This is a genomic window from Lyngbya sp. PCC 8106 (genome assembly GCF_000169095.1).
GTDB lineage: Bacteria > Cyanobacteriota > Cyanobacteriia > Cyanobacteriales > Microcoleaceae > Capilliphycus.
On the sequence record NZ_AAVU01000041.1, the window covers coordinates 1 to 13,762 of the forward strand.

Here is a 13,762-nt window from a genome sequence, read left to right on the forward strand (position 1 = left end):
CTATGATCACGATAGCGGATTTCCCGCATTATCCCTCAGTCTGTTGAAAGAGATATAGACCATCTTGAAGTTAACGTGTAATCTAATCTCATCTCTCCTATGCACAAATCGCCAACGCTTCTGGCTATTCGGTGAGTTACCTGACTCGTGACTGGGGAGATGCAGTTGATGTGAACTTGTTTTATAGACGAACAACCGAACTCAATACCCTCAAACAATGGGTTCTCACCAATCACTGTCATTTGGTTGCAGTTTTGGGAATGGGTAAAACGTCTCTGGCGGTAAAATTGGCGAGGGATATTCAAGGAGAATGGGATATCGAGATTTCCCAACAAGCAATAGATGTCAACTCAATCTAAAACTAAAGAATTACTTCCCAAAAATTTAATAATTTTGCCGATCAACAATCTCTTGACTAGGACTCAGTATCTTCAAAAAATACCACTCCAAATAACGACTAAAGATATAAAAATATCGTCCGAGCTATAACCGAATTTAACTCCGATTGCGGGGCAACTAAGACTGATGATTTTGCATAGTTTCCTTTAGTTTTACTTCATAGTTAACGTCATTACAGAAATGCGATCACAAAATATAGACGAAGCTCTAATATATAAATTAACTACAAGTCGATTCAGAGTGTTTTCGGATCATACAAAGATTAAAATTTATATTTTTCAACAAAAGACTGTTTTTTTTGAACAGTTTTTTAAATGTAAATAAATTATATTTTGTATTGAGCAAACTCGTTTACAAACCCGTAAACTAATAAGAGTCAGCACCCCGCCTCTGAATAAAAGGAAGTCGCGATGAAGCAGGACAACGAACTCCAAAATCGCCTCAAACAAATTCGCACTCGTTTAGGTTTGAGTCAACAAGATTTAGCTAAAGTGGTGGGGGTTTCTCGCCAAACGATTAGCGGTGTGGAGTCTGGACAATATGCCCCTTCTGCTAGGATTGCACTGCGGTTGGCCAAGGCTTTGGGGTGTCAGATGGAAGATTTGTTTTGGCTGGAAGAAGATTGTCTGCGAGTCGAAGCAACCCCCGCCCAAGCTGTTCCCGTCGATCAGGATGTTCGGTTCACCTTAGCCCGAGTTGGGGGAAAGTTGATGGCCTATCCGTTGTTGGGTGAGGACGCCTTTCGCACCGAGATGATTCCCGCCGATGGTGAGGGTTGGGGACAAACTGAAAACGATGCGGTGCAGGTGAAATTGTGGGCGCAACCCGACACGATTAATCAAACGGTGGCGGTGGCGGGTTGTACTCCGGTGTTGTCTTTGTGGGCGCGAGTGGCAGAATATTGGTATCCTAACTTGCGAGTGTACTGGAGTTTTGCAAATAGTATGGATGCGCTAGAACGCTTGTGTCGAGGTGAAGTTCACATCGCCGGAATGCACTTGTATAGTCCAGAAAATGATTCTTATAATGTTAGTTTTGTTCAAGAAGCGGTGATGAATAAAAGGGCGGTATTGATTAATTTAGGAGTTTGGGAAGAAGGGTTACTCGTTCAACCAAATAATCCTAAAAAATTGAGAACTGTTGCAGATTTAGCTAACTCTAATATTACCATTATTAATCGAGAAATCGGGTCAGGAAGTCGTCAATTATTAGAATATTTATTACAAAAAGCCGAGATTCCATTTAATGGGGTGAAAGGGTTTAATTCAGTGGTGAATAGTCATGTTGCTGTCGCTAGAACAGTGGCGAGTGGAAATGTTGATGCGGGTGTGAGTACCCAAGCGGTTGCTCAAGCATTTGGACTCACTTTTATTCCGTTGCATAAATCTCGATATGATTTAGTGGTTCTTAAAGATTATTTAGCGGAAACTCCAGTTCAACAACTCCTAAATACGCTCGGACATCCTCGTTTACATTCCCAACTTACAGCACTTGGGGGTTATGATACCTCGCAAACAGGAGAAGTTGTCGCCACCATTGAGTAATCATTAATTTCAACAAATCTAAAGTAAATTATGCTATGATTACAGCCCAGTTGTTTTTCAGTTGAGAATTGACTCTCAATATAATATTGTTAGTCTATTATTGTGTCCATGCGATTGATTCCAACCTCTGCGAGAACAAGGAATTAATCGAGATCAGTGATAAAATATTTAGAACATGAAGTTACTTGTGAGGAAAGATGTGATTTCAAACTCTCAATTATCTTTTCTCAACACTTGTAGAATCTGAAACCTGAGAATGACTCGACACCGTTGAACCCAAACCCACTAATGAAATCGTTAAACAAACACCCAACGCCGTTAAAACAATTAAAGATTCGTTAAATTGTCGCACTGCAATTGCCAGAATTGCCCATAAAAAAACTAGAGGAAAAGCAGTTTCTTGATAGTTAATTCTCATTAAAACAGCGACTACTCCGGCTACAATTAATAAAATTACAGTCCAAATTTCAGGCGGAATTCCCCACCCACTCCAATCCAAACTCTTTAAGAAAATCGCTACATTTACAATTGTCGCTACACTAATCCAAGCTAAATAAATACTGATCGGAGCATTAACAAACCATCTTTCTCCTTTAGGAACTCGTTCTTTACCAATATTGAGTGACAAATAACTAGCAATTAAAGCTAATAAAATTCCGACCATGGCAATTAAAGAGGGAAGAAAAAACCGAGATAAAAAGACCCATACCCAAACTATTTGAGCGACACAAGCCATGATTAAAAAATCTCTCATATCTTGTAGGCGAGGATTGTCTCGTTGGGAGGGAAGACATTGATAAATGCCTAAGCTAAATAATCCTAAATAAATCAGTCCCCAAATAGCAAAAGCATAGCTAGCGGGAATAATTTTAACCTCACTAAAGAGTGAATTAGAGATTTCTCCAATTGTTAATCCATTGAGAGGAAAAAAATTAGACAAGACATTGACAGCAAACGCTACAATAATGGCAATTAAAGTCAGCCATTGTTTGAATTGATTGGGGTTAGAGTTAGAAGTCATATTAATTCATTAACTTTGAATGTTTGACAACCTAAAAATGCCAAAATTTAGAGGAATTGCTCATAGCAAGAAACTTGATTTTCCCCTAAAAATAATTTAGAGACACGAATATCGCGTCTCCAAATTAGGTTCATCTTCTATTTATCTTACCAGTTCTCGAAACCGAGTCACTCATTTCTAGACGGAAGCCTAGTTCCCACTTCCAACTGAGGACTTATTCTGCGGTTCGGAATCCCGAGAACGACGCTTTTTGGTTAACTTAGGCTTAGGAATCGATTTGACTTCCTCCTCGTGGGGATAATCGGTTTCTTCCCAATTTGGACGAGTCTGATCGTAAGCCATTTGTAGCGCTGCCGCCGCAATCGCATGAGGTTCATATTCCTCACCCAACTGAGCAACAATCGGCAAGAAAGAAGCCATCCGTTCTCCTGTTAAGGCTTCTAACACCTTATCTTTCAAACGTTCGATATAACGGGCTTCAATTTGCGATCGCTTCGGAATCGTCAGCGTTGTAAAATTATGACGGAGATGACGCTCAATCATCCGTAGTTTACGGCGATCCATCGGTTGGAGTAAGGTAATCGCTTTTCCTTCTCGTCCTGCACGACCTGTACGACCAATCCGGTGAACGTAGCTTTCGGCATTGTCCGGTAAATCGTAGTTGATCACATGGGTTAAGTGGTCTACATCTAAACCCCGTGCGGCAATATCAGTCGCCACAATCCATCGCACCTGACGCTTGCGGAACCGAACCAGAAGCCGTTCCCGTTGAGATTGATTCAAGTTGCCGTGATATTCATCAACACTATGACCCGCGCCTTGTAAGCAGCTTGTCAACTCGGCTGCGGCTTGTTTAGTACGGACAAAAACAATTGCAGATTCTGGATCTTCGAGTTCGAGAATCGGTTGTAAAGCCCGAGCTTTTGTCCAACCCCGAGGTACTGTATAAACCTCTTGAGAAATCTGTTTCGGTGTCGTTTTCGGTTGTTCAACCTTGACAGTAACGGGAGAATTGAGGAACTTCCGCACCAATTTCCAGATAGAAGGCTCTATCGTTGCCGAAAAGAATGCTGTTTGTCGGTCTTTAGAAGACGCTTCTAGGATTTTTTCGACATCTTGAATGAATCCCATACTCAGCATCTCGTCTGCTTCGTCGAGAACCAACCACTTAATGCCATGAAGTTTAAGCTTACCCCGACTGAGCAAATCTAATACTCGTCCGGGTGTACCCACAACTATGTGTACGCCTCGCTCTAACCGTTGGACTTGTCGTTCTATCGACTGACCTCCATACACGGTTAACACATATAATGAGCGCTCGTTGCTCATTTTGCGGATGGCGTCCTTCACCTGCATCGCCAGCTCTCGGGTTGGGGTTAAAATCAGAGCCTGAACATCTTTGGCTTGATGATCGATTTGTTCGAGGATTGGCAATGAGAATGCAGCGGTTTTCCCGGTTCCAGTCTGAGCTTGTCCCACAATGTCTCGACCTGATAGGATTTGTGGGATAGATTGAATCTGGACGGGAGTCGGTTCTGTGAAACCGATTGATTCGAGATGTTGAGCGCGGGCTTCTGAAATACCTAGTTCTACAAAGGATTGACTCATTAATGCTCCTAAATCACAAGTTTTCGCTTGGTTCCTTCCATTGCCCTCCTCAGATTCAGGTCTTAGCTCTACTCCAGCACCGAAACCGCGAGCGTCGCTCCAGCGATACACCGTTACCAAGGGAATTGCGGAACCATATTTGATTGTTTGCAGGTCTTTCTTGACTTTCTACTCACTCAAATTTCCCCAATCAGGGCATCCAGCTTTTGAGAGCCAACTCAACCTTATTTACTTATAGGATAACGCTTAACAATCAGAAACAAAACCATTAACTGCTTAAAATTATCTCCAAATTCCCGTACCAAAATCGTCAAACCCTTTCTTAGATTCACTTTGGGGGATTTTGAAATTTTTTCAGCCTGTTCTGCTCACTGGCTTTTCTGTAATCCTACACTATTACTATGAGATTGTCTGATTCTGAGTAGTCAGACAAATTGCCGTTTTCGAGTATCTGGAGAGGTCATACATGATTCCCTGGCGTTCTAACCATTGATGCAATCGCCGTTGAGCGACTTCAGCCTTGGGGGGAGCCACTTTAATTGATAACTCCAGCAAAGGTTTCTGACTCGGAAGAAACCATCGTTCTAAAGTCAGGCGATAGGGAAAGGTCTGATCAGACCACTTCCAGATTTCAGCCTCCACCATTCTATACAAAGTCAGTTGATCTAGCAATTCAACTGAACCCATATATTGCCTAAACAGTTGCTTCTGAACAGGGTTGAGAGCTTGTTGGATCTTTTTTTTCCCCTGAACCACTCGCTTCAACCGACCGTTTGAGGTGCGCGTTTCAACTTTGGCAATTTGGGTTTGATGCGCTCCCGTTCGATTGATTTTTAACCGAAAACGACTCTGGGTGTAAAATTCTGGATGAATCAAACGAGAGTCGAAGTTTCGCAGCTTCAGCGTGAGGGAATCCTTAGCATCCCGATGAAGACGAATTCGCAGAATTACTCCTGCCCTAAACAAGTGTAACGTTTGTGTGTCAAAAAAACAACTAAAGCGCTTGAAATTGGCTTGGTCGTGAAGGTGAAACCGATTCGCCAGCACCGGAAACTGACTCGGATCAAAAAAAACTTTGACTTCTACCTGATCAACACACCTCTGAGTTGGGGTCGGAGAACTCACCAGACTCACTAAACCTTCTCCCTCATCCTTCTTGACAAGCGAGGTTTGCTCAAATCCTGAAGGTAACATCGACTTAAAAATGGAAGTTATTCATCAACCTCAAGCGATCATCACCCGATTTCTTCACAAACACCCCAACTCAAATCTAGCTTGAAATTGCTGTCTTTTTATGCTTTCATCTCCACTATAACATTAAAAAAATGATTCCGAGGAGTCATCGCTCTTGAAACCAATCTACTGTATTTCTACGGTAGAGCCATACAAATCATAGACATCTGCATCCGTAATTTTGACCGGAACAATTGACCCCAAACGTGCCATTCCTTCCACATAAACCACCCCATCCACATCCGGCGCAAACCGCCCAGAACGTCCAATCAATTTCCCCGTACTCGGCTGTTCTTGTTCCACTAAAACCTCTACAATCTCTCCCACACTCTTTTGATTTTGCTTCAATGAAATCGGCTGTTGTACCTGCATTAACGCATCCCGACGGGCATCCATCACTGCTTGCGGAACTTGATGAGGTAAATCATAAGCGGGAGTTCCTTCTTCAGCTGAAAAGGTAAATACCCCAACATGATCAAAATGATGACGTTTAACAAATTGCAGCAAATGTTCAAAATGTTGATTGGTTTCCCCTGGAAAACCAACAATAAAAGTCGTTCTTAAAACTGCATTCGGAAGCGCCAGTTTAATCTTCTCAATAATCTCATCATTCACCCGACCTTGCCAGGGTCGATTCATTGCCCGTAAAATTTCAGGATGAGAATGTTGTAACGGTAAATCCAAATAAGGTAAAACATTTGGAGTGTCTTGAATCGCCTCCATCACTTTCGGCGTTAATCCTGTAGGATAAGCATAGTGCATTCTCACCCAAGGAATATCCACTTTTCCCAGCGCCCTTAATAATTCAGCCAGTTTCGGTTCGCCATAGAGATCTACCCCATAATTTGTGGTAATCTGAGAAATCAGAACAATCTCTTTAACCCCCTGCTCTGCCAGTTGTTGGGCTTCGGTGACTATCGACTCAATACTTCGCGATCGCTGATTTCCCCGCAAATGAGGGATAATACAAAAGGCACACCGATAATTGCACCCTTCAGCAACCCGCAAATAAGCCACGCCTTCGGTTGTGGTACGATAACGAGGTACTGTCTCATCAGCGATATAAGTCGGTTCAGCCGAAATTTCTCGAACTCGTTCCCCTTGTTGAGTACGTTGAAGCACATCCACAATTTTGTGATAATCTCCCGTTCCCACCACCGCCACCGCTTCGGGAAGTTCTTCCAAGAGTGCGTCTTGGAAATGCTGCGCCATGCAGCCTGTAATCACAACTTTCTTTTTGGCTTCAGCAAGGTCTACAATGGTTTGAACAGACTCTTCCCGTGCCGCTTCAATAAAACTACAAGTATTAACAATCACATAATCAGCTAATTCTTCATTAGAATCAACCTGGTAGCCCGCCTGTACCAGCAAGCCGAGCATATGTTCGGTATCAATGCGATTTTTTTCGCACCCTAAATGGGAAATTGCGATCGTCGGCTGAGTTGCCATTAATAGATTATCATAAAATTAAACTACGAATCCATTAGTTTAACACACAATTTAGCTTTTTACATATTTAGTCTTTAAAGTTCGCAGAATCAACCAACCCACAACACATCCAATCACATAATACAGAAAATCTCCCCAAACAAAACTGTTCCCCAGGAGTAACCGCCCGACTAAAGTTGCTCGAATGGCTTGTAAAAAAGGCGGTTTCCACAACTGCATAAACTCCAACACCGAAGTCACAATAAACACCCAAAACGCCACCCATCCCGGCGAGAGTCGCGGCAAAATAAACACCACCAAAAACATCCAAAACATCTCATAAAAAAGACTACTAAAAGAGTTATTCACCCAAAACGCTAGTGGCCCTTGATAGAACTTACTCGCTAACCCAATCGGAATTAAAGCGATTAAAATCCCAAACACAATCCAACGATAAGTCTTCATAATGTAGACCCAGAAAAATCTGTAGACTGCATCAAAAAATCAACATTTTTCCACTCAAGCAACCGGGATAGAATTTGATATGCTCTATAACTAAAATAAAAAAAGTAGGATGGTTAATGCTCATCCTACTCGATTTTCGAGACTTTTCAAACTGTTGAAACAAATGGTTCAAGTTTTTGGCAATTGAGCTTGAGGAATTGATGAATACTCCTGAAATGATTTGTGGGATAAATCCATAGTAGGTTGAGAAAGTGCGCCGTTGGGTGTTGATTGTATCCGCATTTCCTGTACTGGGACTGCGAGCGCAATTCCTTCTTGCTCAAACCGTTCCTGAATACTGTGCATTAAATCCGACCACACCGTCCAAAAGTCCGGGGTTTTGGTTGAGAACGAAAAACAAAGGTACACATAATATTCGGCATATTCCCAGGGAAAAGTTCCCGCCTTGATGATCAAAGGATGGGATTCACCAATTTCTTTAAGAATTCGTTCGACCTCAGTTATATTTTGAGAAAAAGGAACTGGGACTTTGATCATACCTCCACGAATGTCTTGGGAGGTCAAATTTTTAATGATGCTTCCCCAAACCATATTATTAGGAATGCTAATCACTTCTTTTTTCGATCCCTTAATTGTTGTATTCGCTAGGGTGATAGAGTCCACATAACCCCAGATCTCTCCTACGATTACTTCATCGCCTGTATCAAAGGGTTTGTAAATCATTAGCATTAACCCACTGGCTATATTAGAAAGATTACTCTGCAAAGCAAATGCTAAGACAAAACTTGCTCCCCCAACCAAGGCTAAAATTGGCCCCAGGCTGACTTCTAAGGCGGTTAAACCAATCAGACAACCCGCAAAAATTCCGCCTCGCTGAACTAACGCAACAATAAATTGTCGAAAAATATCAGAGGTATTCCCAAATTTTGATAAACTTTTATTGAGAATCAGAGCAAGAATTTGAGAAACAATAATTGAAGCAATAACAATACTAACAAACTTACTGAAGTTTATAGCCCAACGCAGACCCCCTTCTTCAGATTTCAGCCAACCCATCAACCGCACACTTAAACCATCGGTATCTTGCAGATCGATTTCAATACCACTAATAGCTTGAATGTAGTTTTCATAGGAGGTAACTTCACCTCCTTTTTTTTCGAGTTCATCTAATACAATTTCAAACCGATCAATAATTGCTGTGCGCTCCGATTGAAGTGTAGTAACATTGCTCACTAATTCGTTCTTTAAGTCTGAATCGGCTTCAGCATTTTCTTCCAACTGTTCTTGAACTTCTTCAAGTTGATCTTGTTTTTGGTCAAGATTTTCTAGGTTTTCAACCCCATCAACTGAACTTGCAACTTTTACCTCTAAGCTTCCTTCGATTTCACTATTTTCAAGAAGATTTGCTGCTTCATTTAGGTTACTGGAAGATTGCTCTGTAGAATTCGATGGAGTAGTATTAGCACCTTCAATTACTTCTGTTGCTTGTTTGAGAGACTCCCGTGCTGCTTCTAGTTGTTGAGTTGCATCATCATATTCCCAGGTGTCGGGTGTAGTATTTTCTTTAATTTCTTCAGTATATTCAAAATCTTCAATTGCTATTTCTAGACGTTCAATCTGAGCTGTAATTTCTTCATACTCAAAAGACCAAGCTTCCATTTTTTCTCGATCTTTTTTGGCATTCTCAAGAACTTGCTGCGCTATTTCTAGTTCACCTATTTCTGCAACTTTTTCTAATGTGCTGCCTAAAGCTTCGTCCTCTTTAATCTCTTCTTTGATTATTGTCGCTTCTTCAACTAATCCTTGAGCTTTTTTCAGGCTTTCTTGAGCAGCTTCAACCTTTCTTGCTGCTTCTTCATATTCGGGTGATCCCTCTGTTGCAACAGATTGACTTTCCTGAGCGGCTTCGAGAGCTGTTGTGGCTTCTTCTAAAGCTTTAGCTGCCTCTTCTTGTTTGTTTATGGCTCGGTTTTCGCGTTTGATAACAATTTCAGCCGTACTAATTTCTTGAACTTTTTCTTTGAGTAAAATTAGCCATGCTGCCGCTTCATTTTCTAGCTCTGGTTGTGTTAATGGCTTGACTAAAAGTTTTAGTTCATCAATTGGAATTTCAGGATCCTGTGTGGTCACAGCTTTCGATATTGTAGAGATTGACTCAGCTTCGGCTTCTTCTGTTTGTGATTCTCCGATTATAACTTCTTGAGCTTGGCTGGGAACTCCCCAGGAGATAGCAGTACAAACAATCCCCATGACAATCAATCTGCGAATCTGACGGCTCAACATTTTTTTGCCTCTCATTTCAGTTCTTTGTTTTTAATCTTAGTTTGAATTAATCAGTCAGCGCATCAGGGAAAATACGGAACTTTAAAAGTAAATTTTTGGTACAGGCTAGGCTATTTTCCCTTTTTACTTACGTGTTGTTACAGACAAATGGAAATTTTTAAGTAGGTAGGCACAATAAATTACCCATTACAGACGGCTTAAAGCCTTGTCTAGCAAGGGTAGTACAGCGTAAAAATTCTGTACAGGTGCTTATAACGTTCCATGTAGAGCAAGTTATCCCTCGTTAAAACATAACACAGATGTAACGATTTTACGAAAATTAAAAAAATCATGGTAAACATCGTCTACTCCCATCAATCAAAGTACAAACCCAAATTGTAGATTCTATGTCTCCTGCGTTAGCAAGCTTTATAAAATTGAAAAAGATGAAAATAGGTAAGTATGATAATTTTGTATAACTGTTAATTTCGTGGGGATTTTATCAAAACTTTTATGTTACCATTTCTGCAATTATCCCGAAAATATTGTCGTAATTCAGATTACAATAAATAAAATTTAGTCTTCTCAATTCAATGCGCTTAACTTCACTTGATGTCTTTCGAGGAATTGCGATCGCTAGTATGATTCTCGTTAATAACCCGGGCAGTTGGAATCATGTTTATCCCCTTTTAAAACACGCTGAATGGCATGGTTATACCCCAACTGACTTAGTTTTTCCAAGTTTTCTATTTATTGTTGGTGTGGCGATGACTTTTTCCATGTCTAAATATCTACCGGAAAACCGAAACTTAGAGGAAAACATTTCCCCCAAAATTTATCTACGAATTCTGCGTCGTTGTTTAATCTTATTTCTACTCGGACTTCTCCTCAATGGTTATCCAAACTATGACTTAGCCAATATTAGAATTATGGGAGTCTTACAACGAATTAGTCTAGCATACGGACTCTCTGCAATAACTATTTTACACCTCTCCCGCAAACAAATCTGGGGCTTATCAATCGGTCTATTAATCGGATATGCAGTGGTAATGCAACTGATTCCTGTTCCTAATTCTGGAGTGGTAAACTTAACCCCAGAAGGAAATTTCGCCGCTTATCTTGATCGCCTGATCTTGGGAGAACATCATTTATTAGGGGGTGGAAAATATGATCCAGAAGGACTTTTAAGTACACTTCCCGCAGTTGTCACTGTTTTAATTGGCTATCTAACCGGAAACTGGCTAAAAAAACAACCGATCAACAGTCAAACTAGCTTAAATTTAGTGATTATCGGTTTATGTAATATTATTGTCGGTCATTTATGGGGATTAATCTTCCCGATTAATAAATCTTTATGGACAAGTTCCTACGTTCTCGTCACCGCAGGTTGGGCGTTAGTTTTACTCGCAGCTTGTTATGAACTCATCGAAGTTCGTCAGCAACAAAAGTGGGGATTTCCTTTTGAAGTCATGGGACTAAACTCTATTTTTTTATTTGTCGCTTCTGGGTTTGTGGCGAGAATTTTAATCTACACCAAGATTCCTCAAAATGGCGAATCAATTAGTTTGAAAACTTGGATTTATCAAAATGGGTTTGTGTCTTGGGCGGGTGAAATGAATGGATCTCTAGCCTTTGCGATCGCCACTGTGTTAGTTTGGTGGGTGGTATTGTATGGGATGTATCAGAAACGCTGGTTTATAAAAGTTTGAGATCAAAAAACCTCACCTTTAGGGTTGAGGATTTGGAGGAGAGTTAGGTGGTCTAAGCTGTAAATTTTGTTAGAATAAAACAGCCCTACCCCCAATATTCTAATCTTTTATCGAGCGTCGATCATCATCAGTTTGAGACTGTTCACCGGATGAACCAGATGAGGATGCTTCGATCTGATCTTCAGACTCTTGCAATTCCCAGTTTTCTTCTTCTTCCTCGTCTTGAATTTCCGTTGCCGGAGGTGGGGGTGTAATAATACGATAATCAGCATCATAAACCGATTCCGATTTTCCAACTCCTGTATCTTCTCCTTGGCGATATCCGTAAGAATACACCGAACCTGACCAAGATTGCTGTTTGGGTTTTTGTTCGACTTCGTAGTGATCTCGGCGAGAATATTCAGATTCTGTGTTATTTGAGGATCTTTCCTCAGAAGCTTCATCAGTCGTTTCGCTATCATCAAAATTAGAAGCCCCTTCGGGATCTTTCCAAGTCGTTTGAGAAGGTGTAGAATTAACAGATTCTTCTTCGTCTAGTCCCCAATCTTCCTCATCCCAAGATTGACGAATGGGTCTGACTTCTGTTTCCCAATCATCAGTAGTCGAAGTTGTTGAACGGGGAGGAGGCGGTGGAGAATAACCCGTAGAAGTCGTTGTCGTCTTGGAAGGATTTTGACCCGCAGAATAAGATGGAGTGGGTTCAGGAGTAAAACCTGTTGTCGGTCGAACCGGAGGTTTAGGAGAACGAGGCGGCGAACTTCTCAAAACAGCAGTACCCGGCCCTGACAACTGAAATAAACCCCAGATTAGCAGCGATAATATTACCCCAACGGCGATCGCAATCACAATCCAAAAAGACAAAGGAAATGCAGGCGACTGAGTACCCAAAAAAACCAGGGACACAGACGGGGAAAGATTCTGCGCGACCAGCAAAGCCAGTCCTGCGACAGCAATCAAAAAGATAACTAAATTCGCTACAGACATTGGTATGATAGGTCAGTTGCTAGGTGTGGGCATGAGCGGTGATGGGGCTTTACTCGGCAGAGAGATGTAATCTAGTATACGATTTGCGTTACTTTGAGTGGCTTCAAGGTATTTTCTGAATGTGATACAATCAAAAAACGCGAAAACCAAGCGATTAAAGCATTTAAGGCTTGACATCCCAGAGAATTCTTGTCTAGTGGGCAGCCTGTAAAAAGGTAACTGAGTAAAGCCATCAGTTTTAAATTTCCTGAAAATAGTGGAGTAGAGATCCAAAGTTGTGATTGAAAACTCAATAATAGGTTGGGTTCCAGCCGATTTTCAGCCTGTGGACAGGGTGCTGCCGACAGTCCTGGTTTGAAACAGGAAGCAAACAGTGCAAAAGTGTTGTAATGCGACGTTTTGTACAGGTTTTGTAGAACAGTGAATCAAATTTCGTAAAATTCAGTCATCTTTCCACCGCTTGATCGGTACACAGTCGATCTCCAGTTGATCGAGAGTACGCGCTACTACAAAGTCTACTAAATCTTCGATCGTTTGAGGTTGATGATACCAAGCCGGAATCGCCGGAACGATGCGAACCCCTGATTCAGCTAGAGTGGTCAAATTTCGTAAGTGAATCAAACTAAAGGGGGTTTCTCGCGGCACCACAACCAATTTACGCCCTTCTTTAAGTTGTACATCAGCTGCTCGTTCAAGCAAATCTGAGCTTAACCCATTGGCGAGTTTACTCACGGTACTCATACTACAGGGAATCACAACCATTCCCAAAGTGCGGAAAGAACCACTGGCGATATTAGCGCCGACATCTTGCCAAGGATGACAACGCAATTGACCTAACTTTGGGACTCCCGCCTGTTCTCGCCAAAATTCAGCTTGCCCAGAAGGGTCAGAAGGCATCCGAACATTTTGTTCACTTTGCCAAACTATATAAGCCGATTTGGAAGCGACTAACTCAATGGGTAAGTCAGCCTCTAGTAGATATTTTAGCGTTCGGACAGCATAGATCAGTCCAGAGGCGCCACAGACACCAACAATTAGGGGTTTTTGAGCGCTCATAAGTTAGTTAGTTTTTAATGGTGAATTGGAGTCGTGATCAGGCATTACCTCAA

At 41.5% G+C, this 13,762-nt stretch carries 11 protein-coding genes; 3 read left to right on the forward strand and 8 right to left on the reverse strand.

Annotated elements, in window-relative coordinates; genetic code table 11:
- Positions 1-131 precede the first annotated feature (131 nt).
- Positions 132-359: a hypothetical protein gene (locus tag L8106_RS22435; protein ID WP_009786759.1), complete on the forward strand. Its 228-nt coding sequence runs from the start codon at positions 132-134 to the stop codon at positions 357-359.
- Positions 360-809: 450 nt separating this feature from the next.
- Positions 810-1,943 (forward strand): substrate-binding domain-containing protein, encoded by a 1,134-nt coding sequence (locus L8106_RS22440; protein WP_009786760.1) that lies wholly within the window; start codon positions 810-812, stop codon positions 1,941-1,943.
- Positions 1,944-2,160: 217 nt separating this feature from the next.
- Here the strand turns inward: L8106_RS22440 and L8106_RS22445 are convergent, their stop codons facing one another.
- From L8106_RS22445 to L8106_RS22470, 6 genes are all read right to left on the reverse strand, one after another.
- Positions 2,161-2,964, reverse strand: a complete 804-nt coding sequence (locus L8106_RS22445) for a tryptophan-rich sensory protein (protein WP_009786761.1) — start codon at positions 2,962-2,964, stop codon at positions 2,161-2,163.
- A gap of 189 nt (positions 2,965-3,153) precedes the next feature.
- Entirely contained in the window at positions 3,154-4,572 is a 1,419-nt protein-coding gene (locus L8106_RS22450) for a DEAD/DEAH box helicase (RefSeq protein ID WP_039896992.1), read from the reverse strand.
- 399 nt (positions 4,573-4,971) lie between these two features.
- Positions 4,972-5,766: a hypothetical protein gene (locus L8106_RS22455; protein WP_009786763.1), complete on the reverse strand. Its 795-nt coding sequence runs from the start codon at positions 5,764-5,766 to the stop codon at positions 4,972-4,974.
- Positions 5,767-5,931: 165 nt separating this feature from the next.
- A complete protein-coding gene (rimO, locus tag L8106_RS22460) occupies positions 5,932-7,254 on the reverse strand; it encodes a 30S ribosomal protein S12 methylthiotransferase RimO (protein ID WP_009786764.1) in 1,323 nt (440 codons plus the stop codon).
- 51 nt (positions 7,255-7,305) lie between these two features.
- Entirely contained in the window at positions 7,306-7,698 is a 393-nt protein-coding gene (locus L8106_RS22465) for a DUF2809 domain-containing protein (RefSeq protein ID WP_009786765.1), read from the reverse strand.
- A gap of 168 nt (positions 7,699-7,866) precedes the next feature.
- Positions 7,867-9,981 carry a mechanosensitive ion channel domain-containing protein gene (locus L8106_RS22470; protein WP_009786766.1) on the reverse strand — a complete coding sequence of 705 codons (2,115 nt, stop codon included), beginning with the start codon at positions 9,979-9,981 and terminating at the stop codon, positions 7,867-7,869.
- Between the two features lie 572 nt (positions 9,982-10,553).
- Here L8106_RS22470 and L8106_RS22475 point away from each other — a divergent pair.
- On the forward strand, positions 10,554-11,669 hold the full coding sequence (locus L8106_RS22475) for an acyltransferase family protein (protein WP_009786767.1): 1,116 nt from the start codon (positions 10,554-10,556) through the stop codon (positions 11,667-11,669).
- A 99-nt stretch (positions 11,670-11,768) separates the two neighbouring features.
- On the opposite strand, the gene L8106_RS22480 is transcribed toward L8106_RS22475, so the two are convergent.
- Positions 11,769-12,653, reverse strand: a complete 885-nt coding sequence (locus tag L8106_RS22480) for a LapA family protein (protein ID WP_009786768.1) — start codon at positions 12,651-12,653, stop codon at positions 11,769-11,771.
- Positions 12,654-13,094: 441 nt separating this feature from the next.
- Positions 13,095-13,709: a flavin prenyltransferase UbiX gene (locus L8106_RS22485; RefSeq protein ID WP_009786769.1), complete on the reverse strand. Its 615-nt coding sequence runs from the start codon at positions 13,707-13,709 to the stop codon at positions 13,095-13,097.
- Positions 13,710-13,762: the final 53 nt, after the last annotated feature.